Origin of the sequence: Streptococcus sp. 9.1(2021) (assembly GCF_030466425.1) — a bacterium.
Classification (GTDB): domain Bacteria; phylum Bacillota; class Bacilli; order Lactobacillales; family Streptococcaceae; genus Streptococcus; species Streptococcus wuxiensis.
The window spans coordinates 103,755-128,794 of the sequence record NZ_JAGQFU010000003.1 but is presented as its reverse complement, the minus strand read 5'-3'; the positions used below and the strand labels follow the sequence as shown (position 1 = coordinate 128,794).

At 39.4% G+C, this 25,040-nt stretch carries 30 protein-coding genes, 1 tRNA gene and 1 rRNA gene; 1 reads left to right on the top strand and 31 read right to left on the bottom strand.

Features of this window, described 5'->3' with window-relative positions:
• The 4 genes from KBU52_RS08475 to pbp2a form a co-directional block, all read right to left on the bottom strand.
• Window positions 1-79: ribosomal RNA gene (locus KBU52_RS08475) — 16S ribosomal RNA — on the bottom strand; the annotation flags it as partial.
• A gap of 227 nt (window positions 80-306) precedes the next feature.
• A tRNA-Glu gene (locus KBU52_RS08470) sits at window positions 307-378 on the bottom strand.
• 65 nt (window positions 379-443) lie between these two features.
• Entirely contained in the window at window positions 444-923 is a 480-nt protein-coding gene (locus KBU52_RS08465) for a sigma factor (protein WP_036756170.1), read from the bottom strand.
• A gap of 184 nt (window positions 924-1,107) precedes the next feature.
• On the bottom strand, window positions 1,108-3,333 hold the full coding sequence (pbp2a, locus tag KBU52_RS08460) for a penicillin-binding protein PBP2A (RefSeq protein WP_254724749.1): 2,226 nt from the start codon (window positions 3,331-3,333) through the stop codon (window positions 1,108-1,110).
• An 88-nt stretch (window positions 3,334-3,421) separates the two neighbouring features.
• On the opposite strand from pbp2a, the gene KBU52_RS08455 reads away from it, so the two are divergent.
• Entirely contained in the window at window positions 3,422-4,297 is an 876-nt protein-coding gene (locus KBU52_RS08455; protein ID WP_301798924.1) for an RluA family pseudouridine synthase, read from the top strand.
• Window positions 4,298-4,369: 72 nt separating this feature from the next.
• Here the strand turns inward: KBU52_RS08455 and gap are convergent, their stop codons facing one another.
• The 27 genes from gap to KBU52_RS08320 form a co-directional block, all read right to left on the bottom strand.
• Window positions 4,370-5,380 (bottom strand): type I glyceraldehyde-3-phosphate dehydrogenase, encoded by a 1,011-nt coding sequence (gene gap / locus KBU52_RS08450; RefSeq protein WP_004251141.1) that lies wholly within the window; start codon window positions 5,378-5,380, stop codon window positions 4,370-4,372.
• Between the two features lie 309 nt (window positions 5,381-5,689).
• Entirely contained in the window at window positions 5,690-8,341 is a 2,652-nt protein-coding gene (gene adhE / locus KBU52_RS08445) for a bifunctional acetaldehyde-CoA/alcohol dehydrogenase (RefSeq protein WP_254724750.1), read from the bottom strand.
• A gap of 299 nt (window positions 8,342-8,640) precedes the next feature.
• Window positions 8,641-9,054 (bottom strand): MORN repeat-containing protein, encoded by a 414-nt coding sequence (locus KBU52_RS08440; RefSeq protein ID WP_024056349.1) that lies wholly within the window; start codon window positions 9,052-9,054, stop codon window positions 8,641-8,643.
• A complete protein-coding gene (locus KBU52_RS08435) occupies window positions 9,047-9,484 on the bottom strand; it encodes a low molecular weight protein-tyrosine-phosphatase (protein WP_254724751.1) in 438 nt (145 codons plus the stop codon). Before KBU52_RS08435 ends, KBU52_RS08440 begins: the two co-directional genes overlap by 8 nt.
• Before the next feature lie 48 nt (window positions 9,485-9,532).
• Window positions 9,533-9,853, bottom strand: a complete 321-nt coding sequence (gene yajC, locus KBU52_RS08430) for a preprotein translocase subunit YajC (RefSeq protein WP_004251136.1) — start codon at window positions 9,851-9,853, stop codon at window positions 9,533-9,535.
• A 115-nt stretch (window positions 9,854-9,968) separates the two neighbouring features.
• Window positions 9,969-11,945 (bottom strand): transketolase, encoded by a 1,977-nt coding sequence (gene tkt / locus KBU52_RS08425; protein ID WP_254724752.1) that lies wholly within the window; start codon window positions 11,943-11,945, stop codon window positions 9,969-9,971.
• A gap of 118 nt (window positions 11,946-12,063) precedes the next feature.
• The gene (locus KBU52_RS08420) at window positions 12,064-12,684 is read right to left on the bottom strand and encodes a ribonuclease P (RefSeq protein ID WP_247913028.1); all 621 of its coding nucleotides are present in this window, start codon (window positions 12,682-12,684) and stop codon (window positions 12,064-12,066) included.
• Window positions 12,685-12,737: 53 nt separating this feature from the next.
• On the bottom strand, window positions 12,738-13,694 hold the full coding sequence (gene jag / locus KBU52_RS08415; RefSeq protein WP_070677854.1) for an RNA-binding cell elongation regulator Jag/EloR: 957 nt from the start codon (window positions 13,692-13,694) through the stop codon (window positions 12,738-12,740).
• Window positions 13,695-13,708: 14 nt separating this feature from the next.
• On the bottom strand, window positions 13,709-14,524 hold the full coding sequence (locus tag KBU52_RS08410; protein ID WP_254724753.1) for a YidC/Oxa1 family membrane protein insertase: 816 nt from the start codon (window positions 14,522-14,524) through the stop codon (window positions 13,709-13,711).
• Window positions 14,499-14,870 (bottom strand): ribonuclease P protein component, encoded by a 372-nt coding sequence (gene rnpA / locus KBU52_RS08405; RefSeq protein WP_178895568.1) that lies wholly within the window; start codon window positions 14,868-14,870, stop codon window positions 14,499-14,501. The genes KBU52_RS08410 and rnpA overlap by 26 nt, the downstream gene beginning before the upstream one ends.
• Before the next feature lie 310 nt (window positions 14,871-15,180).
• Complete coding sequence (locus tag KBU52_RS08400) at window positions 15,181-16,518, bottom strand: PFL family protein (protein WP_254724754.1); 1,338 nt, start codon at window positions 16,516-16,518, stop codon at window positions 15,181-15,183.
• A 9-nt stretch (window positions 16,519-16,527) separates the two neighbouring features.
• Window positions 16,528-16,794: an ACT domain-containing protein gene (locus tag KBU52_RS08395; protein ID WP_006149010.1), complete on the bottom strand. Its 267-nt coding sequence runs from the start codon at window positions 16,792-16,794 to the stop codon at window positions 16,528-16,530.
• A gap of 263 nt (window positions 16,795-17,057) precedes the next feature.
• Window positions 17,058-17,444 carry a 50S ribosomal protein L17 gene (rplQ, locus tag KBU52_RS08390; protein WP_000331493.1) on the bottom strand — a complete coding sequence of 129 codons (387 nt, stop codon included), beginning with the start codon at window positions 17,442-17,444 and terminating at the stop codon, window positions 17,058-17,060.
• A gap of 11 nt (window positions 17,445-17,455) precedes the next feature.
• Window positions 17,456-18,391, bottom strand: a complete 936-nt coding sequence (locus tag KBU52_RS08385; protein WP_254724755.1) for a DNA-directed RNA polymerase subunit alpha — start codon at window positions 18,389-18,391, stop codon at window positions 17,456-17,458.
• Between the two features lie 43 nt (window positions 18,392-18,434).
• Window positions 18,435-18,818 (bottom strand): 30S ribosomal protein S11, encoded by a 384-nt coding sequence (gene rpsK / locus KBU52_RS08380; protein WP_001118385.1) that lies wholly within the window; start codon window positions 18,816-18,818, stop codon window positions 18,435-18,437.
• Window positions 18,819-18,835: 17 nt separating this feature from the next.
• Window positions 18,836-19,201: a 30S ribosomal protein S13 gene (gene rpsM / locus KBU52_RS08375; RefSeq protein ID WP_004251117.1), complete on the bottom strand. Its 366-nt coding sequence runs from the start codon at window positions 19,199-19,201 to the stop codon at window positions 18,836-18,838.
• 17 nt (window positions 19,202-19,218) lie between these two features.
• Window positions 19,219-19,335, bottom strand: coding sequence for a 50S ribosomal protein L36 (rpmJ, locus tag KBU52_RS08370; RefSeq protein WP_001808836.1), 117 nt, complete (start codon window positions 19,333-19,335; stop codon window positions 19,219-19,221).
• A 24-nt stretch (window positions 19,336-19,359) separates the two neighbouring features.
• Window positions 19,360-19,578: a translation initiation factor IF-1 gene (gene infA, locus KBU52_RS08365; protein WP_001029883.1), complete on the bottom strand. Its 219-nt coding sequence runs from the start codon at window positions 19,576-19,578 to the stop codon at window positions 19,360-19,362.
• A 117-nt stretch (window positions 19,579-19,695) separates the two neighbouring features.
• Complete coding sequence (locus KBU52_RS08360) at window positions 19,696-20,334, bottom strand: adenylate kinase (protein ID WP_004251114.1); 639 nt, start codon at window positions 20,332-20,334, stop codon at window positions 19,696-19,698.
• Between the two features lie 155 nt (window positions 20,335-20,489).
• Window positions 20,490-21,800 (bottom strand): preprotein translocase subunit SecY, encoded by a 1,311-nt coding sequence (gene secY, locus KBU52_RS08355; protein WP_254724756.1) that lies wholly within the window; start codon window positions 21,798-21,800, stop codon window positions 20,490-20,492.
• 12 nt (window positions 21,801-21,812) lie between these two features.
• Window positions 21,813-22,253, bottom strand: coding sequence for a 50S ribosomal protein L15 (gene rplO / locus KBU52_RS08350; protein WP_004251104.1), 441 nt, complete (start codon window positions 22,251-22,253; stop codon window positions 21,813-21,815).
• A gap of 145 nt (window positions 22,254-22,398) precedes the next feature.
• Window positions 22,399-22,581: a 50S ribosomal protein L30 gene (rpmD, locus tag KBU52_RS08345; protein WP_000057241.1), complete on the bottom strand. Its 183-nt coding sequence runs from the start codon at window positions 22,579-22,581 to the stop codon at window positions 22,399-22,401.
• Window positions 22,582-22,594: 13 nt separating this feature from the next.
• Window positions 22,595-23,089, bottom strand: a complete 495-nt coding sequence (rpsE, locus tag KBU52_RS08340; protein WP_004251100.1) for a 30S ribosomal protein S5 — start codon at window positions 23,087-23,089, stop codon at window positions 22,595-22,597.
• Between the two features lie 17 nt (window positions 23,090-23,106).
• On the bottom strand, window positions 23,107-23,463 hold the full coding sequence (gene rplR / locus KBU52_RS08335; RefSeq protein WP_004251098.1) for a 50S ribosomal protein L18: 357 nt from the start codon (window positions 23,461-23,463) through the stop codon (window positions 23,107-23,109).
• An 83-nt stretch (window positions 23,464-23,546) separates the two neighbouring features.
• A complete protein-coding gene (rplF, locus tag KBU52_RS08330) occupies window positions 23,547-24,083 on the bottom strand; it encodes a 50S ribosomal protein L6 (protein ID WP_016466460.1) in 537 nt (178 codons plus the stop codon).
• A gap of 187 nt (window positions 24,084-24,270) precedes the next feature.
• The gene (rpsH, locus tag KBU52_RS08325) at window positions 24,271-24,669 is read right to left on the bottom strand and encodes a 30S ribosomal protein S8 (protein WP_004251095.1); all 399 of its coding nucleotides are present in this window, start codon (window positions 24,667-24,669) and stop codon (window positions 24,271-24,273) included.
• 174 nt (window positions 24,670-24,843) lie between these two features.
• Window positions 24,844-25,029 (bottom strand): type Z 30S ribosomal protein S14, encoded by a 186-nt coding sequence (locus KBU52_RS08320; RefSeq protein ID WP_001085699.1) that lies wholly within the window; start codon window positions 25,027-25,029, stop codon window positions 24,844-24,846.
• Window positions 25,030-25,040: the final 11 nt, after the last annotated feature.

Sequence of the window (25,040 nt, the reverse complement as noted above, 5' to 3'; positions counted from 1 at the left end):
CCAAGCTTCAGCGTTCTACTTGCATGTATTAGGCACGCCGCCAGCGTTCGTCCTGAGCCAGGATCAAACTCTCATTAAAAGTTTGAGTTCTCACTCATTTCTGTCACTGACAGATTTATTGTTTTTTCATTGTTCAGTACTATAACCTTAAGTTATAGTGCCCTGCACATTGGTTCGTCTTGTTCAGTTTTCAAAGGTCTTTGTCGTGCTTACGACAACTATATTAGTATATCACAGTCAATTTTCTCTGTCAACAGGTTTTTTAACTTTTTTTAAATCCTATTTCCATCAACTGCAATACACTCATAGTCCGTACGGGATTCGAACCCGTGTTACCGCCGTGAAAAGGCGGTGTCTTAACCCCTTGACCAACGGACCTGAGCTTTTTAACTCTTTCTATTATACCCACTTTTAGAATTCTGTCAACTAGTTTGATTTGTTTTTTATCTTTTTGGAGAAAAATCTCTTAGCACATGTTTTAGTTCTTTCAACATTGCTTTTCTTCCTTTGAATCGCTCATCAGCTAACAATCGTTCAAATAACTCCAGTTTTTCTTTTCCTAATCCTGCTCGATACTCTTTAAGCACTTCTTGCAATGCGTAAGACTCATCTATCAACAGCCCCCCTTCGCCTAATCGATGGCTAATCTCGCTCACTTCTTCATAAGCTTGTCGATCTAATCTTCTTTTGTAACTTTCTTGTTTTCGAACTGCATCCAAAATTCGATTTCGAAACTTTGTTTTGAAGTAGGTATAAAATTCCTTATTTTTATTTTCCTTAAAATCAGGGTGATTTTCTAATAATTCATGTAGGCAAATCATTCCCTCTTGATCCCAATCTTCTTTTTCCCATAAATGAAGGTAGTATTCTTTTCTACACTTATGTACAATAGCTTTTACTTCGTGGTAATTCATGTCTAACATAGTCGTTCTCCTTTTCTGCCATTAGTATAGCAAAGGTAGAGACGAATTATGATATTTCTTCTATTTTGTTATTTATCTTGCCTGATTTTATTTTTTTGAATGTTTGATATTTCGTTGGGATATCTTTTTAGACTTTTTAGGATATAAAAAGAGACAAGAGTTATGCTCTTGTCTCTTAAAAAAATTATTGGAACAAATCTACAATTGTATCCCAGACGGTTTTTGCCTTTTCTTTAATTTTTGCATCTGAAATAGCTTTTTCTGCTTCATCAATAAGGTTCTGGGCTCGACTTTGAATGTCACTTATAGATTCATTTGACTGCCCTCCACCATTGTTAGCTGACTGATTCGGAACATTTTCAGGAGCAATCCCATTTATTTTATAGGCATTTTCAACTGTAAATGTACTTCCTGGTGTATAAGGAAGAATTGTTTCTGCCATACTTCTAAAAATATGAGCGGCGCCATTTGATGTCGAACCTGCTAGATAATGATTTTCATCGGTTGTCGGGAAACCAAGCCAGTGACTAATGACTACATCTGGCGTATAGCCGATAACCCACTGGTCACTCGTATACACCGGGTTGAAGGCTGCTTCTGTTGTACCTGTTTTCCCGGCCATAACATAACCATCTGGTGATGAACTTATCCCTGTACCGTTTGTGAATGTCCCTAGCATCATGCTAGTCATTTTATCCGCTACGGATTTATCTATCACTCGTTTTTGAGAATTCTTATGAGTAGCAATGAGTTGACCACTTGCATTTTCAATACGTGTAATGAAATGTGCTTCAGGCATCAAACCTTCGTTCGCAAATGCTGCATAAGCTTGCGCCATTTGCAGTGGACTAGTTTCCACACCACCGCCCAGTGCAACACCCAACACACGATCTACATTGGTTAAGTTAAGCCCGAATCTTTCGCCTGATTCAAAAGCCTTGTCAATACCAAGTTCCTTAACCGTGGCTACTGCAGGAAGGTTTAGGGATTCAGCTAAAGCTTGGTACATTGGAACTTCTGGAGATGTTTTAATTCCTGCGTAGTTATCTACCTTGTAATCACCATACTCCATAGTATGATTGTCCAACTCTTTATTTAGAGGCCAACCAGCTTCGACTGCTGGGGTATAGACAACTAAGGGCTTAATAGTTGAACCTGGGCTTCTTTTTGATTGAGTTGCATAGTTGAAATTTCGGAAACCAGCTTTATCATCTCCTGCTACACGACCAACAACTCCTCGAACTCCTCCTGTTTTTGGTTCTAGAGCAACACTGCCCGACTCAGCATGAGTTCCATCTTCTGCGGTTGGAAAGAGAGCTGTATTTTCATAAATGACCTGCATATTAGCCTGGTAATTCTGATCTAATTCCGTGTATATACGATAGCCGTTGTTCACAATTTCTTCTTCAGTTAAATTATATTTTTCAATTGCTTCATTAACAACAGCATCAAAATAGGATGGATATCGGTAGTCTGAAACTTTACCTTCATAAGCATCTTGCAGTTGAGAGGCCATGTCAACACCCGAAGCTTCCGCTTCTTTGTCTTTATCAATATAGCCAGCAGCGACCATGTTTTGGAGAACGGTGTCTCTACGATTAGTAGAATCTTCAATAGAATTCAAAGGGTTATACAATTCTGGCCCTTTGAGCATTCCGGCTAAAGTTGCAGCTTCATCAAGCGTCAGTTGAGAAGCTGAAACCCCAAAGTATTTTTTACTTGCATCTTCAACACCCCAAACCCCATTTCCGAAGTAGGCATTGTTCAAGTACATAGCCAGAATCTCTTTCTTGCTATACTTTTTAGTCAGCTCTAAAGCTAGAAAGAACTCTTTTGCCTTTCTCTGAACAGTTTGGTCCTGAGAAAGATAGGCATTTTTCGCCAACTGCTGAGTAATTGTAGAACCACCACCTGAGCGTCCAGCCGTCACTATCGCTAGGAAAAAACGAGCATAGTTAATACCATCGTTCTTATAGAAACTTCTATCCTCGGTAGCAATGACGGCATTTTGTAAATCTTCACTGATGTCCGAAAGTTCGACATAGGTGCCTTTTTGACCTGACAGGGCGCCTGCTTCTTTTTCCTCTCTGTCAAAAATCAGAGTGCGAGTTTTTAAAGCGTTTTGTAAGTCAGTAACATTTGTCGATTTTGCTAGAGCAAACAAATAGACTCCAACAAACAAGCTAGCACTGAGCCCAAGAATCAAAAAGATTTTTGTCAAATGGTAGCGACGCCAAAATTTTCGAATAGGACCAACTGCCCCAGATTTCTTTCGCCCTGCTCTTGAACGGCGTAAGTTGCTCGACACATTTTCTTCTTGTTCGACTTCATTCATTTCTGTTTCTTCAATTTCAGATTCTTCTTTCTTAAATAAGGAAAGAAATTTTTCAAATAAGGTATCTAATTTCATGCGTATATTTTATCATCTTCCCCATAGGAAGACAAGAATTTTGCTAGTTCCCCTGTCCAAATAAATTGATTTTTGTTACAATATCAGTATGAAATTTACCTTTACGATCCCCAACTCTCTACCCGAAATGACTGTCAAACATTTTCTAGAAGAACAGCTGTTAATACCTAGAAAAATAAGGCACTTTTTGAGAATCAAGAAACACATCCTCATTAATCAAGAAGAAGTCCACTGGCATCAAACGGTCAAGGCTGGAGATGAGTGCCAATTGATTTTCGACGAGGAAGATTATCCTACAAAAAAAATTCTATGGGGAAATCCCAAACTTGTCGAAGAAGTCTATCAAGACCAACATTTAATTATCGTCAATAAACCTGAGGGTATGAAGACACATGGAAACCAGCCAGACGAGATAGCTCTTCTCAATCATGTCAGTGCCTATGCCGGCCAAACCTGCTATGTTGTTCATAGACTAGATATGGAAACAAGTGGTCTCATATTGTTTGCTAAGAATCCATTCATTCTTCCTATCCTTAATCGCTTATTAGAAAAGAAAGAGATTTCTCGAGAATACTGGGCTCTGGTTGATGGAAGATTAGAGGCTAAGGACTTGATTTTCCGTGATAAAATAGGTCGCAATCGCCACGATCGTAGAAAAAGAGTTGTGGATCAAAAAAATGGTCAATACGCCGAAACCCACGTAAATCGGTTAAAACAATTTCAAAACAAAACCAGTCTCGTTCGTTGCAAATTAAAAACAGGACGAACCCATCAGATCCGAGTCCATCTATCTCACCACGGACATCCAATCCTCGGAGACCCTCTCTACAACCCACACTCAAAAAACAAGAGACTAATGCTGCACGCATTTAAACTATCCTTTATCCACCCTCTGACTTTAAAACAATTATGCTTTACCACACTCTCAGATACATTTGAAAGAGAATTAAAACAAAATGGATGATAAAATCATCCATTTTTCTTCACTAATACTAAAAAAGCAAGACCAATAGGTCTTGCTTTTTCGACTCAGAAATTATTTAGCAATTTTTGCGAAGTATTCAAGAGTACGTACAAGTTGTGCAGTGTATGACATTTCGTTGTCGTACCATGATACAACTTTAACCAATTGTTTACCGTCAACGTCAAGAACTTTAGTTTGAGTTGCGTCAAACAATGAACCGTATGACATACCTACGATATCTGAAGATACGATTGGATCTTCTGTGTAACCGTATGATTCGTTTGAAGCTGCTTTCATAGCTGCGTTCACTTCGTCAACAGTAACGTTCTTTTCAAGAACAGCTACCAATTCAGTAACTGATCCAGTTGGAGTTGGAACGCGTTGTGCAGATCCGTCAAGTTTACCATTCAATTCTGGAATTACAAGACCGATAGCTTTAGCAGCACCAGTTGAGTTAGGAACGATGTTTGCAGCACCAGCGCGAGCACGACGAAGGTCACCACCACGGTGTGGTCCGTCAAGGATCATTTGGTCACCAGTGTAAGCGTGGATAGTAGTCATCAATCCTTCTACAACACCGAAGTTATCTTGAAGAGCTTTAGCCATTGGAGCCAAGCAGTTTGTAGTACATGAAGCACCTGAGATAACTGTTTCAGTTCCATCAAGAACATCGTGGTTAGTGTTAAATACAACTGTTTTAACATCGTTTCCACCAGGAGCAGTGATAACAACTTTCTTAGCGCCACCTGCATGCAAGTGTTTTTCAGCAGCTTCTTTCTTAGCAAAGAAACCAGTCGCTTCAAGAACGATTTCTACACCGTCGTTAGCCCAGTCGATTTGTTCTGGATCACGTTCAGCAGAAACTTTAACGAATTTACCGTTAACTTCGAATCCACCTTCTTTAACTTCCACAGTTCCGTCGAAACGACCTTGAGTTGTGTCATATTTCAACAAGTGTGCAAGCATAACTGGATCTGTAAGGTCGTTGATGCGAGTAACTTCAACACCTTCTACGTTTTGGATACGACGGAAAGCAAGACGACCGATACGACCGAAACCGTTAATACCAACTTTAACTACCATTAGTGATTTCCTCCTTATGAAAATCATGAAAATTTTATTGTGAAAAGAGTAACTTGAATCACTACAAATCACCTTTCAACAAACCTATTATATAACTATTTTAGTTTTATTGCAAGCGCTGACGTTGATTTTCACTTCAGTTTTCTACTTTCTAGATACACAATTTTATATAGATTCCCTTTGTCAAAAGTCTATCAACATACATCTTTACAGTTATTTACTAAACTTTTTTGTTAAACTTTTAACCTCTTCTATTTTGAAAAACTATAAAAAGAGACAGGATTACTCCTGCCTCTGACTGATAATCAATTATTTAAGACGTCCTGGTCTTTCTTTGTAACCATAGTAAGCATCTTCGATGATTTCTTGCATATGGTCAACCATTGGAAGACGTGGGTTTGCAGGTGAACATTGATCTTCATAAGCAAGGAAGGCCAATTCACGTGAATGTTCTTTCCATTCTTTCTCGTCAACACCTTGTGCTTTGAAGTTCATTTCGATACCTACGCGCTCACCGAGTTCGTAAACAGCTTTAGCAAAAGATGCAACCCCTTCTTCTGGAGTAGAAGCTGGAAGTCCAAGCATACGAGCGATATCTTGATATTTCTCATCTGCACGGTAGTAGTTGTACTTAGGCCATGTAGCTGTCTTAGCTGGGCGAGTACCATTGTAACGGATAACGTATGGAAGCAAGATTGCATTTGTACGTCCGTGAACTGTGTGGAATTGTGCACCAATCTTGTGAGCCATTGAGTGAGAAATACCTAGGAAGGCATTAGCAAAGGCCATACCAGCAATAGTTGAAGCGTTATGCATTTTCTCACGTGAGTGGAAGTCCGCATTCTTAACTGAGCTTTCAAGGTTTTCAAAAACGAGTTTGATCGCTTGAAGAGCAAGACCGTCAGTGTAGTCGCTAGCCATTTGTGATACGTAAGCTTCAGTCGCGTGAGTCAATACGTCCATACCAGTATCAGCGGCAACAAATCCAGGAACTGTCAATACCAAGGCAGGGTCTACGATTGCCACAGTTGGTGTCAATGAGTAGTCAGCGATTGGGTATTTACGGTTGTTTGCTTTATCAGAGATAACGGCAAATGGAGTTACTTCAGATCCTGTACCAGATGTAGTTGGGATAGCAATGAATTTAGTCTTCTTACCAAGCAATGGGAATTTGAAGGCACGTTTACGGATATCCATGAATTTTTGTACAAGGTCACGGAAGTCCACTTCTGGTTGCTCGTAGAAGAGCCACATTACTTTAGCAGCGTCCATTGGTGATCCACCACCAAGAGCAATGATTGTATCTGGTTTGAAGGAACGCATAATCTCAGTACCACGTTCAACTGTAGTGATATCTGGATCTGGCTCTACATCTGCAAAGATTTGGTAAACAACCTTATTGCGACGAAGGTCAAGTTGTTCGATGATACGATCAAGGAAGCCAAGCTCTACCATAGCGTGGTCAGTAACGATCATGACACGCTCAACGTCACGACATTTTTGAAGGTATTGAATTGAATCACGTTCAAAGTATGTTTTTGAAGGAAGTTTCATCCATTGCATGTTATTTCTCCGTCTTCCGACTTTTTTGATATTCAAGAGGTTAATGGCGCTAACGTTATCCCCAACTGAGTTACGTCCGTAAGAACCACATCCGAGTGTCAATGATGGCAAGAAGGCATTATAAACATCCCCGATACCACCGAAAGTAGAAGGTGAGTTACAGATAACACGAATAGCTTTAACAGCTTTACCAAATTCTTTAGTCAATTCTTCATCAGCTGTATGGATAGCTGCTGAGTGTCCAAGACCGTTAAATTCAACCATTTGACGAGCTTTAGAAATACCATCTTCACGGCTTTCAGATTTCAAAACTGCGATAACTGGTGACAATTTTTCACGAGTCAATGGCTCGTTTTCACCAACTTCTTTACATTCTGCAGCAAGAATGTTTGTTCCTTCTGGGACAGTAAATCCTGCTTGTTCTGCAATCCAAGTTGCTGGTTTACCAACGATGTCAGCGTTCAATTTTGCACCAGCACAGTTTTTGCTGTTTGCTTTCACGCCGAAGCAGAACTCTTCAAGAAGAGCTTTTTCTTTTTTGTTTACAAAGTAAGTGTGGTAAGATTTGAACTCTGCTACAAATTCATCATAAATTTCTTTATCAATAATAACCGCTTGTTCAGATGCACAGACCATACCATTATCAAATGATTTAGACATTACGATATCGTGAGCAGCTTGGCGAATATTAGCTGATTTTTCAACATAAGCAGGAACGTTTCCGGCACCTACCCCAAGAGCTGGTTTTCCACATGAGTATGCAGCTTTAACCATGGCATTCCCACCTGTTGCAAGGATTGTTGCAACACCTTCGTGGTTCATCAATGCGCTAGTTGCTTCCATAGATGGTTCAGTAATCCACTGAACACAGTTTTCAGGAGCTCCTGCTTTAATCGCTGCATCACGCACGATTTGAGCAGCGTGAGCTGATGATTCTTGAGCTGACGGGTGGAACGCAAAGACAATAGGATTACGAGTCTTCAATGAAATCAAAGCTTTAAAGATTGCTGTTGAAGTTGGGTTAGTTGTTGGAGTGATACCACAAACAACACCAACCGGTTCAGCGATAAGAGTCAATCCTGTTACATCATCTTCTTCGATAACACCAACTGTTTTAGTGTGGCGCATGTTATTTACCACGTGCTCACAAGCAAATAGGTTTTTAGTCGCTTTATCTTCAAATACTCCACGTCCTGTTTCTTCAAAGGCATGTAAAGCCAATTCCCCGTGGGCATCAAGAGCTGCAACTGAAGCTTTTGCTACGATATAATCGACTTGATCTTGGTCGAGTTTACGCATTTCTTCAAGGGCAACCAAAGCTTTTTGCACCAAACCATCGACATGCTTTTCAGCAGCGAGTTTCTTTTCCTCTGGTGTTACAGTTTTTTTATCAGCCATATTTTCCTCCATAGCTTTCAAGGATTGTAAGTCCTTTGTTAATTTTTTCACAATCTTATTATAACTCTTTTTTCAAGATTTGTAAACAGTTTCATAGAAATTTCACAAACTTTTTTTATTCGCTTGTGAAAATAATTTTGCACAGCCCTACCCATACGCTTTTTAGCTTATACTTTGTGAATAATCCCATAAAACTTTTATTTTTCACAAACTTCATTGTAAAAAGGCATTGAAAGGCATCTCAATTTCCATGTAAGCGCTTTCTATAGGTGTGGTATATAACCCCCTCTAAGAGGAGGTTATTGTGCTTGTTGGAAGAGCCCTTGTTTAAAGTCACCTTCATAGACAACTTCTTGCTCTGTAGTCAGTTTTCCTTTTCCTTCAGCTTGGCCATTAACAAAGTCACCTTCATAAACCCAGCCCTCTTTAGCTTGGTAGGTTCCTTTACCGTTAAATGCTCCATTTTTAAATTCACCAGTATAAGTGTCGCCATTTGAGAAGGTCATTGTGCCTTTGCCATTCATCTTTCCACGAACAATACTTCCATCATATACAAGTGAATCGCCATCCAGTTTCAAAACTCCTTGCTTAGGCATATTCCCTACAAATACAAATATAGCACAAAGAGCTATGACTACTACTGTTGCAATTTCCAAACGAGGACGCGTTATATAGACACTGTACTTATCATAGAATTTCTTTAAATTATCCATTTTTTGCCTCATTTTCTAAACGTGTTAGCCAAGCTTGGCAACCAGTTAAAACTCGATCGTAAGTTTCATCAAAATCACCTGTATACCATGGATCAGGAACACCCTCAGAAGCAAATGTCTCTAGCTTGTATTGTTGGTCTTGTGGACACATTCGAGTCAAATCTAGAAGATTGGACTCGTCCATCCCAATGACATAATCAAAATACTCAAAATCATCCTTAGAAATTTGCTGTGATGTTTTTGATGAATCGTAAGGAATCTCGTGAGCTTTAAAAATTTTCTGAGTTCCTTTGTGAATTGGATTGCCATGTTCCCAAAAAGAAGTTGCTCTACTTTCAATCTCATAATCATCGGTTAAAGATTTCATAACAAATTCTGCCATAGGACTACGGCAAATATTACCAAGACATACAAAAACAACTTTCTTCATTATTGTTCCCCATATTCATAGAAAAAGGGGTATGAGATCCACCCCGTTTTATTCTTCAATCGCGCTTTCACCATCGACAACTGTACCTTCTGATGTAACAGCCTCTTTAAGCGGCAAGACAGATTTGATAGCTCCAAGTTCAAAAGTCAAGTAAACTCCGTCTACATCAAGTACGATCGTTCTGTTTTCGGTATCAACTTCATCAACTGTACCGTATAAACCACCGATGGTAATGACTTCATAGCCTTTTTGAAGTTTATTTAGACTCTCCATGCGTTTTTCAGCTTGTTTCTTTTGAGAACGTTGCATAAAGAACATCAAGGCAAACATTCCTACAAGCATAATCACAAATGTTAAATTTGCATTCATTGTATTTTCTCCTTTGTAATTCAGATAAAACTACTATATCAAATTTCACTATTTTTTACAAGATTGCACCTTAGTTTTAGGCCAATAAAAAACCAGAGCAAAGCTCTGATTTTTCTTATTTCAAGTTGTTTACAAGTTCTACTAAGTTTTCAACTGTAAATCCATACTCTGCCAACACTTTTGAAGCTGGGGCAGATGCTCCAAAGGTATCAATACCGAGAACTGCTCCATCAAGACCAACATATTTGTACCAGTTTTGAGTCGCTCCCATTTCAACCGCCACACGGCGACGAACTGCGTTTGGTAGGATTTCTTCTTTGTATGCGGCATCTTGTGCATCAAAGACATCCGTAGATGGCATGCTAACTACGCGAACTTTTCCACCTTGACTTGCCAATTCTTTAGCAGCTGAAACAGCTAGGTTCACTTCTGAACCTGTTGCAATCAAAATCGTGTCAAAGTCTGCTGCATTTTCATAGACAACATAAGCACCTTTCGCAACCTTATTAAAGTCAGTTCCTTCCTCAACAGTCAAGTTTTGACGAGTCAAGACAAGGGCAGTTGGTGTTTTCTCACTCTTCACTGCGAGGTACCAAGCTGCTTGAGTTTCACGCGCATCTGCTGGACGGAAAACGTTGAGATTTGGAATCGCACGAAGTCCTGCCAAGTGCTCAATTGGTTCATGAGTTGGTCCATCTTCACCAACTGCGATTGAATCGTGGGTGAAGACATAGGTTACAGGAAGACCTTGTAGGGCTGACAAACGAACTGCAGCTTTAAGGTAATCTGAGAAGACGAAGAAAGTTCCACCGTAAACTCGAAGTCCACCGTGAAGAGCCATTCCGTTCAAAACTGTACCCATTGCAAATTCACGAACACCAAATTGGATATTACGGTTCAAGCGATTTGCATCGTCCTGAAGTCCGTCAGTTTTGATGTAAGTCATATTTGAATGAGCAAGGTCAGCTGATCCACCAAGGAAGGTTGGCAATTTAGCAGCCACTACATTTAAAGCATCTTGGCTTGAGTTACGAGTTGCTTGAGAGAAGCCATTTTCTAAAGCTGGGAAGTCTTCTGGAGTCAATTCAACTGGATCACGTCCTTCGATGATGGCTTCCACTTCTGCAGCAAGCTCTGGGTAAGCTTCTTTATAATCTGTAACTAGTTTTGTCCATGCTTCATATGCTGATGCACCTCGGTCCGCAACATTTTCTTTGAAATCAGCATAAACTTCTGCTGGGATTTCAAATGGTTCGTAGTCCCAACCAAGGGCTTGACGAGTTGCAGCAGTTTCGTCTGCACCAAGAGGAGCACCGTGTACGGCATTAGTTCCTTGTTTGTTTGGGGAACCATAACCAATAACAGTTTTCACTTCAATTAAAGATGGTTTCCCTGAAGCCTTAGCTTCTTCAATAGCAGCTTGAATAGCTTCTAAGTCTGTCCCATCTTCAACCAAGGCTGTATGCCAACCGTAAGCATTGTAACGATCGCGAACACTCTCTGTGAATGAATCTTTTGTCTCACCGTCCAAGTTGATATCATTTGAATCATAGAGAACAACCAATTTGTCAAGTTTCTGCAAACCTGCATAAGAAGCAGCTTCACTTGATACACCTTCCATCAAGTCACCATCTCCACAGATAACATATGTGTAGTGATCAAAGATGTTATAGCCTTCGCGGTTATACTTGGCTGCAAGGAAACGTTCTGCTTGTGCAAAACCTGTCGCAGTCGCAATCCCTTGTCCTAGAGGACCTGTTGTTGCATCAACCCCTGCTGTATGACCAAATTCTGGGTGACCTGGAGTTTTAGAACCCCATTGACGGAAGCTCTTCACTTCATCCATGCTCACATCTTCAAATCCAGAAAGGTGAAGAAGGGCATAGAGAAGCATTGATCCGTGACCCGCTGAAAGAATAAAACGGTCGCGGTTGATCCAGTTTGGTTGAGCTGGATTGATACGAAGTTCTTTAGTGAAAAGGCTGTAAGCCATCGGTGCTGCACCCATTACCACCCCTGGGTGACCTGAATTCGCTTTATTAATAGCGTCAATACCCAAGAAACGAATAGCATTAACAGATAGATTTGACATAGAATTTCCTTTCTATTTAAGGTGATAAGTTTATCACATATCCTATTCTACTATTATATGAAAAAATACCTAGAATAGCAATAAAACAATTTACTATAAAATGACTCAGCCGATTATACTAATCTCTAGTCACTTGATAGTAAGGTGATAGTTTTTCAAAACCTCTATCAAGTTTATCTAGAAGCTTATCTATAGTATCTTCATCGGCTACTGGAATATCAACTTTTACTAAAACCTTACGAATCTCCTGATTGGATAATTGTTGTCTTAAAAGTTGTCTATTCTCCTCAGTAGCTTGTACTCTATAGCTTTCATCGTTTTTCTGAACCCAATAATAGATTCCATCAACCACTGGGATATCCAATATTTTAGCTTGTTTTGACAAGGTAGTCTCATCTTTCTTTCTCTCTACAAAGCTGACTTCTATAGAGATTCCCCAATTATTCTGATTTCCATACAAACGAAGAGCCATCATGGGCTCTGTTACATGCCCCTCTCTCTGTAAATAAACCCAGAAATGTGGTCGTAATCTCTGCGCTTGATTCATCCATTGACTGGTTGGGTGTAAATTCCAATCAGAATGCCTAGCTTGAAAACATTTCGCTAGGTGAGTAAATGCCTTTCGCGCTTCCTGCCCTTTTTGACGCAGATCTAGCATTTTATCCTTTTCAGCTCCTGCTTTTTCAGGATTCCGGTACTGTTCCCCTTGATAAGCAAGATAGTCCTTGATTTCTTTCATTTTATTCCTTCTTTAGTTAGAAAAAAATCAGGTTTCCCCTGATTTTTCATTTTTTATTCTGTGTCAACTACAACGTAACGATTTGGTTCGTCACCTTCAGAGTAGCTAGTAACACCTTCCATTCGTGAGATGATACGATGGATAATTTTACGCTCGCTGCTTGACATTGGATCTGTCATCTGACTACGGCCTTCTTCCAAGACACGTGTAGCCAATTTCTGGGCATAGCTCTGCAACACTTCTGCACGATGTTCTACATAATCATTCACGTTGATAGTAATGTAGAAAGTTTTTGAATAACGATTGTAGAGGTAATTTTGTGCCAAAAGTTGAAGGGATTTCAAAACTTTACCATGGTAACCAATGATACGGCCTGGCTCATTTGTATCAATTTGCATGTTGATAGAGCGACGGTTAGAAGTGCTAGAAATAGTTCCCTCAACATCCATATCATCGATGATTGCTTGAACATAATTGGTTACTTCTTCAACAACCTTTTCGGTGTCGTATGTTGGCTCGACTTTCAAACCAAGATTTTCTAAGTCGCTGCCTTTTTCAGGCTCAACTTCATCTTGAATTTCTTCAGGTTGCAATTCTTTTAAAACTTCAATATGGCCTGTTTCTTCTAAAATCGTGCTGGCTTCTTTATCATTCTTAAGAATTTCAGCCTTGACTTCTTCAGAAATTTCTTGGCCTTCTTCTTCAATTTTCTTGATAGCTGCAACTACATGTCCCAAATCAACTGTTGCTTCACTGACTGTTTTAACTGGATCATTTTGATCATTAATTTCTTTTGGAACTCCCTTGATTGCCTGCTGATTCGCTTTTACAACAGTTGTTTCACTGATTGCTTCGATATCAACTTGAGCTGGTTTTGTACCAAAAAGTCCAAAAAATCCCTTTTTCTCTCTCGAAACAACTTTGATATGAGCTTTCATTCTCGGAATATTTAATTCATTCAATCCCTTTTGGATTGCTTCTTCTACTGTTGAACCTGTAAATAATACCATTATCAGATTTCTCCTTACTTTTTCTTTTTCTGTGCTTTCTTTAGAGCTTTTCTTTTCTTAACTTCTAAATCCTTCTTAGCTTGCACATCAGCTTCACGCTCTGCAATGATTTTGAAGGGGTTGTTCAAAAGGTAAGTTTGCAATACTTGATAAGCATTTGAAACCGCCCAGTAAAGAGCGACACCACTTGGAGCAGATATTGCAAAAAAGAAGATAATAACAGGCATCCCATACATCATACCTGTCATCGCACCATTTTTCTCAGGCAAGGCTTTGTTTGAAAGCCAGCTACTGAGGAAGGTGAATAGGGCAGCTAAAATAGGTAGTACGAAAGTGGTATCAGCTCCACCTAGATTGAACCATAAAAAGTGGCCTGTCTTCAAAAAATCTACGTTTGATAAAGCTTGGAAAAGAGCCAATAGAATTGGCATTTGAATTAAAAGCGGCCAGAAGGAAGCAGATTGCTTAATGCCTAATTCTTTAAATAATTTACGTGTTTCCTGATCTAGCTTAGTACGACTTTCCATGTCGCGACCTGGATAACGTTCGCGCAATTCTTTGATAAGAGGTTGCGCCTCTTGCGTTTTTCTGGAAGCCACCATTTGTGTTTGAAAGACTGGTAACAGTATTGTTCTAATCAAGACTGTGAACAGAATAATCCCTAAACCAATGCTGACATCAAATGACAAAAATCGAATAGTTTCAGCAAAAAAATAAACAAGCTTACTCCAAAAGTCTGCAGAATCTGCAGACACTTCACTAGTTGCACAAGCAGTCATTACCAACAAGGACAAACCTAACAAACTAGTCAATTGTAATTTCTTCTTCACTCTTATTTCCTTCCTGGTAAATCTTTGCTAATCTCAAAACATGAAGTAAGTTTTTTTCAATTTCTGCATATTCTAGTAGTTCAACGCCTTTTCGAGCAATCACAACAAAATCGACATTATCAACAATTTGATTACTATTTTGAATGAGAACATGCCGGATTCTTCTCTTGATTTGGTTTCTTGTCACAGCATTTCCTAATTTTTTACTGACTGACAAACCTACTCGAAAATGTGTTTCATTGTTTTCTAATCGATAAATAACAAATTTTCGATTAGCTACACTTGCTCCCTTTTTAAATATGGCGTCGAAATCTTTCTCTTTTTTTACACGAAAGCTTTTTCTCAAAAATTCTACTCCATCTAATAAAACTACTACTATTATACCATAATTTTTCAAAAAGCCAATCATGGCAAGGTTTTAGGCTGGTTTGACTTCGAAAAAAGTAGCCATTCTTAAAAAATTTGACCAGAATCAATGAAATTTTACTAGTTTTTTAAAGAATACAAAACAAAAGCCACTCTTACGAGCGACTTTTGTAGGAGATTATTATGAAAAAGTTTAGGATTTCTATTAAATAAAGTTAGGAGGTCTTTATTTAATGATTCTAGTATACACACTTATCCTTAAATTGACCTTAAACCATTCCATTTTTTTATTAATTTTTAAAACTATGAATTGGAGCTGGAATTTGACCTCCACGAGCAATGAAGTCGACTGATGATGCCCCATTGACTTTCATAACTGGGGCTGTTCCCAGCAAGCCTCCAAACTCAATCATATCGCCTTCTTTACCCTTTGGAATGATACGAACGGCCGTTGTTTTCATGTTAATGACACCAATTGCTGCCTCGTCAGCTATCATAGCCGCAATCGTTTCTGCCGGGGTATCTTCTGGAATAGCAATCATATCCAATCCAACTGAACAGATAGCAGTCATGGCTTCCAATTTCTCAAGATTTAGGGAACCATTTTGCACTGCTACTATCATACCCTCATCTTCTGAAACTGGGATGAAAGCACCTGACAGACCACCGACTTGGTTGCAAGCCATTACTCCGCCTTTTTTTACTTGGTCATTTAAAAGAGCTAAAGCGGCAGTCGTCCCATGAGTCCCAACTGTTTCCAGTCCCATTTCTTCCAGGACCCGAGCTACAGAATCCCCCACTGCAGGAGTAGGTGCTAAACTCAAATCAACAATCCCAAAATCAACACCCAGTCTTTCACTAGCCATCTGGCCAACTAATTGACCAATCCGAGTAATCTTGAAGGCTGTCTTTTTAACAGTTTCAGCAACTACATCAAAGCTTTGGCCGCGAACTTTTTCTAAAGCACGTTTGACAACACCAGGCCCTGAAACACCTACATTGATAATAACATCAGCTTCACCAACACCATGAAAGGCTCCTGCCATAAAAGGATTGTCCTCAACTGCATTGGCAAAAACGACAAGTTTTGCAGCCCCCATATCTGAAAGCTCAGCTGTCTCCTTGATAATTCGACCCATATCAGCTACAGCAGTCATGTTAATTCCTGACTTGGTTGAACCAATATTGACAGACGAGCACACTTTGTCTGTCTCGGCCAAAGCACGTGGAATCGAGTTGATGAGTATTTCATCCCCTTTTTGGTAGCCTTTTTGAACTAAAGCAGAAAAGCCACCAATAAAATCAACACCAATTTCTTTTGCTGCTCTATCTAAAGCTTTGGCTAATGGTACATAGTCCCTTGCATCTGTAGCAGCACCAATTAGAGAAATCGGTGTTACTGATACACGTTTATTGACAATAGGTATACCTAACTCAGCGGCTATTTCATCACCGACAGCCACTAAATTCGCTGCCTTAGTCGTAACTTTTTCATATATTTTATCTGCAGCCTTATCAATATCTGGATCAATACAATCAAGAAGAGAAATTCCCATGGTAATGGTACGAATATCAAAATTCTGCTCTTCAATCATTGCAATAGTTTCGGTAACTTGTCTAATATCCATAAGCACCTCCTAGATATTGTACATAGCATCGAAAATAGCCGCGCTCTGAATATTGATTTTGACATTCAATGTTTGTCCAAAGGCTTCAAACTCATTTCTTAGTTGAGTAAAATCATGTTTTTCATCACTGGATACTACAGCCATCATGGTGAAGAACTCATCCAAGACAGTTTGTGAAATATCATCAATATTTAATCCTAATTCAGCAATCTTAGTCGCAACACCTGCAACAATACCACCCTTATCTTTTCCAACAACAGTTATAATAGCTTTCATATTGGTCCTCCATCTTTGAAATCATAGAAAAATAACCATATCTATATTTTTCTTTTTTCTCAGTATAGCATATTTACTTCAAAAAAACTAAAAAACGCCTGCTTACGAAATTGTTCTTAAAAGAAAAACAATTTCGTAAACAAGCGTCTACCCTACCATCTTATGATGAGTGTTCCCGCTAGGACAAAAGTCCTAGCGGTAGACCAGAGCTAGACTAAGAGCACAGGGCTCCATCATCATAACACTCAACAAAATTGATGATTTTATACTAATTCGATGATCGCCATTGGCGCTGCATCACCACGACGTGGTTCAGTTTTAAGGATACGAGTGTATCCACCGTTACGTTCTGCGTAACGAGGTGCGATTTCTGAGAACAATTTTTGAAGTGCTGTAGTAGAAGTGTACTTATCAGTTGCTTCATCATAGTTTTCAGATGCGATTTCATTACGTACGAAAGCAGCAGCTTGACGACGTGCATGTAAATCACCACGTTTACCTAGAGTAATCATTTTTTCAACAGTTTTACGGATTTCTTTAGCACGAGCTTCAGTTGTCACGATTGATTCATTGATCAAAAGGTCAGTTGTCAAATCGCGAAGCATTGCTTTACGTTGTGAGCTAGTGCGTCCTAGTTTACGGTAAGCCATGTATTCCTCCTTTATTTATCTTTTAATCCAAGACCCAAATCAATGAGTTTGAGTTTCACTTCTTCCAAACTCTTGCGTCCAAGATTTCTTACTTTCATCATCTCTGCTTCAGATTTTTCTGTCAAATCATGCACAGTATTGATACCAGCACGTTTCAAACAGTTATATGAGCGTACAGACAAGTCAAGTTCCTCAATCGTACGTTCCAAAATACGGTCGTCCGATTCAGTATCAGCTTCTTTCATCACTTCTGCAGATTTAGCAATCTCTGTAAGATTTATAAACAAATCAAGATGTTCTGTCAAAATACGTGCTGAAAGCCCTAAAGCATCTTCTGGAATAATAGTTCCATTTGTCAAGATTTCAAGGGTTAATTTGTCGAAACCATCATTGCTTCCTACACGAGCAGGTTCAACTTGATAGTTAACTTTTGTAACTGGTGTATAAATAGAATCTACAGCAAGTGTTCCAACTGGGGCATTATCTTTTTTATTTTCATCTGCAGGTACATAACCACGACCAGTGTTTACAGTCATAGTTGCTTTAAATGAAGCACCTTCTCCGATTGTGAAAAGATAATGATCTGGATTTACGATTTCAATATCACTGTCAGTTAAAATATCTCCGGCTGTCACTTCAGCAGGACCTTCAACATCAAGTTCAATAGTCTTTTCGTCTTTTACATATGATTTAACTGCAATACCTTTAATGTTCAGAATGATTTGCATCACGTCTTCGCGAACACCAGGAATTGTATCAAATTCATGTAATACTCCATCGATATCGATAGATGTAACAGCTGCTCCTGGAAGAGAAGCAAGAAGTACACGACGAAGAGAGTTACCAAGTGTTGTACCGTATCCACGTTCTAGTGGTTCGATTACAAACTTGCCATAATCTTTATTTTCATCAATTTTTGTTATATTTGGTTTTTCAAACTCGATCATTTAGTTACTCCCTCTTAAACGAAAAGCAGTGTAAAGGTAATGATTATACACGGCGACGTTTTGGAGGACGAGCACCATTGTGTGGCACTGGAGTCACATCACGAATTGCTGTTACTTCAAGACCAGCGGCAGCAAGAGCACGAATAGCTGACTCACGACCAGAACCTGGACCTTTTACAGTAACTTCAACTGATTTAAGACCGTGTTCTTGTGCAGATTTAGCAGCAGCTTCTGAAGCCATTTGAGCAGCAAATGGTGTAGATTTACGAGAACCTTTGAAACCAAGAGCACCAGCTGATGACCAAGCGATTGCATTACCATGCACATCAGTAATCATAACAATAGTGTTATTAAATGTAGCGTGAATATGAGCAATACCAGATTCGATATTCTTTTTCACACGACGTTTACGTGTTGGTTTAGCCAAGACTTTTACCTCCTATATTATTTTTTCTTACCAGCAATCGCAACAGCTTTACCTTTACGAGTGCGAGCGTTGTTTTTAGTGTTTTGTCCACGGACAGGAAGTCCACGACGGTGACGGATACCACGGTATGAACCGATTTCCATCAAACGTTTGATGTTCAAGTTCACTTCACGACGAAGGTCACCTTCAACTTTAATTGCATCCACTTCACGACGGATAGCATCTTCTTGATCTGATGTAAGGTCACGAACACGAATATCTTCTGAAACTCCAGCAGCTGCCAAAATCTTTTGAGATGTTGCAAGTCCGATACCATAGACATAAGTCAATGAGATAACTACGCGTTTGTCATTTGGAATATCAACTCCAGCAATACGAGCCATGTTTTCTCCTTTCTATCTTATCCTTGACGTTGTTTGTGTTTTGGATTTGCTGGGCAAATTACCATAACACGACCATTACGACGAATTACTTTACAGTATTCGCAAATTGGTTTGACCGATGGTCTTACTTTCATTTCTTATCCCTCCAAGTTTTTCGATTATTTAAAGCGGTAAGTGATACGTCCACGTGTCAAGTCATATGGACTCATTTCAACAGTAACACGATCTCCCGCTAAAATACGAATATAGTTTTTACGAATTTTACCAGAAACTGTTGCTAAAATCTGATGTCCATTTTCAAGTTCAACCGTAAACATTGCATTCGGCATCGTATCGACTACTTTGCCTTCAACTTCAATCACATCGTCTTTTGCCACGCAAAAGTACCTCCCTAAATTTCGATTTGATGCCTCTAGACACAGAGACAACAATTATAAGTCAGACTAACTCAGTATAACATTTGTCAAGACATTTTGCAAGCCTGAAAAACGCTTTTATTTCAAATTTGTCAATACCTTTTCGATATCTTTAAAGACATCATTGATATCTTGGTTGCCTTCGATATCATGTACTAGACCTTTAGCACGATAGTGAGCAATGATTGGTTCACCTTGAGCAATATTAACATCCAAACGACGTTTTACTGTCTCAGGTTTATCATCTTCACGTTGGTAGTAATCTTCCTCTTTGTAATCAACTGGTGGGTTGAATACTTTATGGAAAGTTTCGCCAGTTTCACGGTGAATGATACGACCACTCAAACGTTCAAGTAGGCAAGATGGATCTACTTCGATGTTGATAACACCTTCAAGTTTAATTCCAAGTTCAGCCAATGTTTTATCTAAGGCATGAGCTTGCTCAATTGTACGTGGGTATCCATCCAACAAGAAACCAGTTTCTTTAATATCATCTTGAGAAAGACGTTCTTTAACAATTCCATTTGTTACTTCATCTGGAACCAATTCGCCTTTATCGATATAAGACTTAGCTAATACACCCATTTCAGTTTGGTTAGCCATTGCTGCACGGAACATGTCACCTGTTGAGATGTGGGCAACGTGAAACTGTTCAACAATTTTCGCTGCTTGTGTCCCTTTACCTGCACCAGGTAAACCCATAATCAAAAGATTCATGATTCAAACTCCTTTTTTGTATTTAAATAGAAGCAAAAATTCATTTCAACTCCTATTTAAAAACAAAATAGAAGAGAGGAGATAAAAATCTGACAATGTCTTTGATTTTTACACTCCACTCTCTGAGCAATAGTGAATTTTATTTTCTATTACAATTATTCTGTTGTATCTAAGAAACCAACATACTTACGTTTCAATAGATAACCTTCCAATTGTTTAATTCCTTCGATACCTGTAGAGATAATGATTAGCAAACTTGTTCCCCCAAAAGCGACAACTTCTGAAAGACCAAATAAATCTTTAGCTACAATAGGTAGGATAGAAATCACACCTAGGAAGATCGATCCGACTGTTGCGAGACGACGAAGAAGTTTTGACATATATTCTTCTGTCCCTTTACCAGGACGGACACCATGGATATAAGCTCCACTCTTTTGTAAATTTTCTGCTGCTTTCTCTGGGTTGATCTGTACAAATGTATAGAAGAATGTAAAGAGAATAATCAACAGAGCATACAACGCAACACCTGTTGGGGTTGAAGTAGATACCAACTCTTGAGCTGTTTTTACCCATTCCCAATTAAGTCCAGACGCACTTACGAATTGTAAAATTGCTGCCGGTGCTGCTGTAATAGAGCTAGCAAAGATAACTGGGATAACCCCAGCAGGGTTAATCTTCAATGGAAGATAGGAGCTTGACGGCGCACCTTGAGCTACCTTTGTATACTGAATTGGAATCTTGTATTTAGCTTGTTCAACGTAAGTTGTAAAGTATACAATTAACAAAACAGCAATGATTAAGATGGCAACGAAAATGAGAGACGATGTCAATCGACTACTTGGTACATTGACAAAGTAGTCCACGTAGATGCCCTTAACCATATCAGGAATTGAAGCAACAATCCCTGCAAAGATAATCATTGAAACACCATTACCATATCCCTTATCTGTGATTTGCTCTCCCAACCAGGTTACAATCATGCTACCTGCTGTTAAGATTCCTCCAATCACAAGGAAAACTTGTGGTGTAAGTGGTACAGTCAAAAGTTTAGCTCCAGACAGAGCGTTAAAACCAGCAGTAATACCGACTGATTGAACAAATGCAAGCACTAGTGCAATGTATCGAGTCGCTTGGTTTAACTTTCTACGACCAACTTCCCCTTGTTTGCCCCACTCCACAAACTTTGGTAATAAATCCATTTGCAAGAGTTGGACGACGATTGATGCTGTAATGTAAGGGCTAACTCCAAGAGCAAAAACTGAAAAGTTTTTCATGGCATTCCCTGACACCAAGCTCAACATATTCAAGAAGGATACTCCACTCAAAGCATTCAAGCTATTTGCATTTACCCACGGTACAGTAATACTAGTACCGATACGAAAAACAAATACGATAAAAATTGTAAATAAAATTTTTGATCGAACCTGCTTAACTTTGAGTGCTTCTCTCAATAATTTAAAAAACATAGGTCACCTCACTTAGATGACTTCAACTGAACCACCTTTAGCAGTGATAGCTTCTTCAGCTGATTTAGAGAATTTAGCAGCTTTAACAGTCAACTTCTTAGTCAACTCACCGTTACCAAGAATCTTGATACCTGATTTTTCAGATTTAACAATTCCTGATTCTACAAGTACCACTGGAGTTACTTCAGCACCATCATCAAAGGCGTTCAATTGGTCAAGGTTAACAATCGCATACTCTTTAGCGTTGATGTTAGTAAATCCACGTTTTGGAAGACGACGGAACAATGGAGTTTGTCCACCTTCAAAACCAAGGCGTACTCCGCCACCGCTACGAGCTTTTTGACCTTTTTGCCCACGACCAGATGTTTTACCGTTACCTGATGAAGTACCACGACCAACACGGTTACGAGTTTTACGAGAACCTTCTGCAGGTTTCAATTCATGAAGTTTCATTATATATTTTCTCCTCTTTTGTAAAATGCTAGCGCCGATAAGAGAGAAAAGGTTGTCTCTCCTATCAACTCGCCTATACTGAGTCATCTAAGATGACTATATCTAGTTTTAGGGGATGGTCTTATGCACATCCCCTAAAATTTTATTAGTTTACTTCTTCAACTGTTACCAAGTGAGATACTGCAGTGATCATACCACGGATAGCAGCGTTATCTTCTTTAATAACAGAGCTGTTCAATTTGCCAAGTCCAAGTGCTACAACAGTTTTACGTTGTGATGGAATGCGTCCGATTGGAGACTTAGTCAAAGTAATTTTAATTTGAGCCATTTTATCCCCTTTCTTATGCCAAATCAGAAACTGAAATACCACGAAGGGCAGCAACTTCTTCAGCGCGTTTCAATTGTTTCAAACCTTCAACAGTTGCACGAACAATGTTGATTGGAGTGTTAGAGCCAAGTGATTTAGATGTAATATCTGCCACACCTGCCAATTCCACAACGGCACGAACTGCACCACCTGCGGCAACTCCAGAACCTTCTACAGCTGGTTTCAACAATACTTTAGCTCCACCGAATTCTGAAAGAACTTCATGTGGGATTGTTGTTCCAACCATAGGAACTTCGATCAAGTTTTTCTTAGCATCTTCTACTGCTTTGCGGATTGCTTCTGGAACTTCTTGAGCTTTACCAGTACCAAATCCTACACGACCATTGCGGTCACCAACAACTACAAGAGCTGCGAAACGAAGACGACGTCCACCTTTAACAACTTTTGTAACACGGTTAACAGCAACTACGCGTTCTTCAAGTTCTACTGCATTGTCTTTAAATGCCATTTTCTAGTGTCCTCCTATTAGAATTTCAATCCGTTTTCACGAGCTGCATCAGCCAAAGCTTTCACACGTCCGTGATATAGATATCCACCGCGGTCGAACACCACTTCTGAAATACCTTTAGCACTTGCACGTTCTGCAACGAGTTTACCGACAGCAACGGCTTGTTCAGTTTTAGTTCCTTTTGAAACTTCTTTGTCAAGAGTTGAAGCACTTGCGAGCGTTACACCCGCTACGTCATCAATCACTTGAGCGTAGATGCCTGTATTAGAACGGAATACGTTCAAACGTGGGCGATCAGCAGTTCCAGAGAGTTTTCCGCGAACGCGACGGTGGCGTTTTTGGCGGAGTTTGTTTTTATCTGGTTTAGAAATCACAGTTTTCACCTCTTTAATTTTAAATCGTGTGCTATGCACAAAGTTGGTAATGAGGTTGGTGGTTGAAAATCAACCACTCAACATTATTTACCAGTTTTACCTTCTTTAAGACGAACATATTCGCCAACGTAACGGATACCTTTACCTTTGTATGGTTCTGGTGAACGAAGGCTACGTACGTAAGCAGCTGTTTGACCAACTTTTTCTTTTGAAATTCCGCTGATAACGATAGTCGTTGGGTTTGGAAGTTCAAAAGTAATTCCTTCTGGAGCTTCAACTTCGTCTGGATGTGATTTACCAACAGCCAAAACAAGTTTGTTTCCTTGAAGTTGTGCACGGTAACCAACCCCACGCATTTCAAGTTCTTTCTTGAATCCTTCTGAAACACCAATAACCATGTTGTTCAAAAGTGCACGAGTAGTTCCGTGGATAGTTTTCATTTCTTTTGAATCGTTTGGACGGTGAAGAGTTACTTCAGTACCTTCCACACGGATTTCAATATCTTTTGAGAACTCACGAGTAAGTTCTCCTTTAGGTCCTTTTACAGTTACAACGTTGTCATTGTTAGTGAGTTCAACACCAGCAGGCAACACGATAACTTTATTACCAATACGTGACATGTTTTTATTCTCCTGTTAAATTGTCAGGCCATAAAGGCCAGTTTTCACGGGGTTAAATCGATTTCTCGATTTAAAGGAATATTTAGATTTCAATTTCAAAGTGAATCTAGGCATCGTCTCGCAGGCATAACTTTTGGTTAGGCTAGAGACGATAACGAAGAGTCACAAAGAAATTGGGAGCTAAATATTACCAAACGTAAGCGATAACCTCACCACCAACATTCTTTTGGCGAGCTTCTTTGTCAGTAAGCAAACCTTCTGAAGTTGAAAGGATAGCAATTCCAAGACCGTTAAGTACTTTTGGAAGATCTTCACGTTTTTTGTAGACACGAAGTCCTGGTTTAGAAACGCGTTTCAAGTTAGTGATAACTCGTTCACCGTTTGCTCCGTATTTAAGGAATACACGGATGATGCCTTGTTTGTCATCTTCGATGATTTCTACGTTCTTAACAAAACCTTCGCGTTTAAGGATTTCAGCAATCCCTTTTTTGATGTTTGATGCAGGTACTTCAAGTACTTCGTGTTTTGCTTGGTTAGCGTTACGAATACGAGTTAGGAAGTCTGCGATTGGGTCAGTCATAACCATTTTATTTTTCTCCTCTTACTAGTAGTTTGCAAGTTGCACTTGCTAGTTAATGATTGAGCTGGGCTCAGATAGTATTGACACATTCAAACAAGATAATCTCATTTGAACACGAGCTACAACCTGGGCAAAAAAAGATAGATTTGCTGGGGTTGTTGCGCTCTTTGTATCACGATATTACCAAGATGCTTTTGTTACACCAGGGATTTGACCTTTATATGCCAATTCACGGAAGCAAACACGGCAAAGTTTAAACTTGCGGTAAACTGAGTGTGGACGTCCACAACGTTCACAGCGAGTGTATGCTTGAGTAGAGAACTTCGCTGGGCGTTTGTTCTTAGCAATCATAGATTTTTTAGCCATTAGTTATACCT

Coding starts and splice junctions, on each gene's coding strand:
- adhE (WP_254724750.1), bottom strand. CDS start 8,341: ATGGCTGATAAAAAAACTGTAACACCAGAGGAAAAGAAACTCGCTGCT.
- KBU52_RS08435 (WP_254724751.1), bottom strand. CDS start 9,484: ATGAAGAAAGTTGTTTTTGTATGTCTTGGTAATATTTGCCGTAGTCCT.
- pbp2a (WP_254724749.1), bottom strand. CDS start 3,333: ATGAAATTAGATACCTTATTTGAAAAATTTCTTTCCTTATTTAAGAAA.
- rplF (WP_016466460.1), bottom strand. CDS start 24,083: ATGTCACGTATTGGTAATAAAGTTATCGTGTTGCCTGCTGGTGTTGAA.
- rplO (WP_004251104.1), bottom strand. CDS start 22,253: ATGAAACTTCATGAATTGAAACCTGCAGAAGGTTCTCGTAAAACTCGT.
- KBU52_RS08440 (WP_024056349.1), bottom strand. CDS start 9,054: ATGGATAATTTAAAGAAATTCTATGATAAGTACAGTGTCTATATAACG.
- rpmJ (WP_001808836.1), bottom strand. CDS start 19,335: ATGAAAGTAAGACCATCGGTCAAACCAATTTGCGAATACTGTAAAGTA.
- KBU52_RS08385 (WP_254724755.1), bottom strand. CDS start 18,391: ATGATCGAGTTTGAAAAACCAAATATAACAAAAATTGATGAAAATAAA.
- gap (WP_004251141.1), bottom strand. CDS start 5,380: ATGGTAGTTAAAGTTGGTATTAACGGTTTCGGTCGTATCGGTCGTCTT.
- rpsE (WP_004251100.1), bottom strand. CDS start 23,089: ATGGCATTTAAAGACAATGCAGTAGAACTTGAAGAACGCGTAGTTGCT.
- yajC (WP_004251136.1), bottom strand. CDS start 9,853: ATGAATGCAAATTTAACATTTGTGATTATGCTTGTAGGAATGTTTGCC.
- KBU52_RS08400 (WP_254724754.1), bottom strand. CDS start 16,518: ATGGATATTAGACAAGTTACCGAAACTATTGCAATGATTGAAGAGCAG.
- tkt (WP_254724752.1), bottom strand. CDS start 11,945: ATGTCAAATCTATCTGTTAATGCTATTCGTTTCTTGGGTATTGACGCT.
- rpsM (WP_004251117.1), bottom strand. CDS start 19,201: ATGGCTCGTATTGCTGGAGTTGATATTCCAAATGACAAACGCGTAGTT.
- KBU52_RS08395 (WP_006149010.1), bottom strand. CDS start 16,794: ATGAAAGCTATTATAACTGTTGTTGGAAAAGATAAGGGTGGTATTGTT.
- KBU52_RS08360 (WP_004251114.1), bottom strand. CDS start 20,334: ATGAATCTTTTGATTATGGGTTTACCTGGTGCAGGTAAAGGGACACAA.
- KBU52_RS08465 (WP_036756170.1), bottom strand. CDS start 923: ATGTTAGACATGAATTACCACGAAGTAAAAGCTATTGTACATAAGTGT.
- rpsH (WP_004251095.1), bottom strand. CDS start 24,669: ATGGTTATGACTGACCCAATCGCAGACTTCCTAACTCGTATTCGTAAC.
- KBU52_RS08455 (WP_301798924.1), top strand. CDS start 3,422: ATGAAATTTACCTTTACGATCCCCAACTCTCTACCCGAAATGACTGTC.
- KBU52_RS08320 (WP_001085699.1), bottom strand. CDS start 25,029: ATGGCTAAAAAATCTATGATTGCTAAGAACAAACGCCCAGCGAAGTTC.
- jag (WP_070677854.1), bottom strand. CDS start 13,694: ATGGTATTATTTACAGGTTCAACAGTAGAAGAAGCAATCCAAAAGGGA.
- secY (WP_254724756.1), bottom strand. CDS start 21,800: ATGTTTTTTAAATTATTGAGAGAAGCACTCAAAGTTAAGCAGGTTCGA.
- rplQ (WP_000331493.1), bottom strand. CDS start 17,444: ATGGCTTACCGTAAACTAGGACGCACTAGCTCACAACGTAAAGCAATG.
- KBU52_RS08420 (WP_247913028.1), bottom strand. CDS start 12,684: ATGAAAGAAATCAAGGACTATCTTGCTTATCAAGGGGAACAGTACCGG.
- rpmD (WP_000057241.1), bottom strand. CDS start 22,581: ATGGCTCAAATTAAAATTACTTTGACTAAGTCTCCAATCGGACGCATT.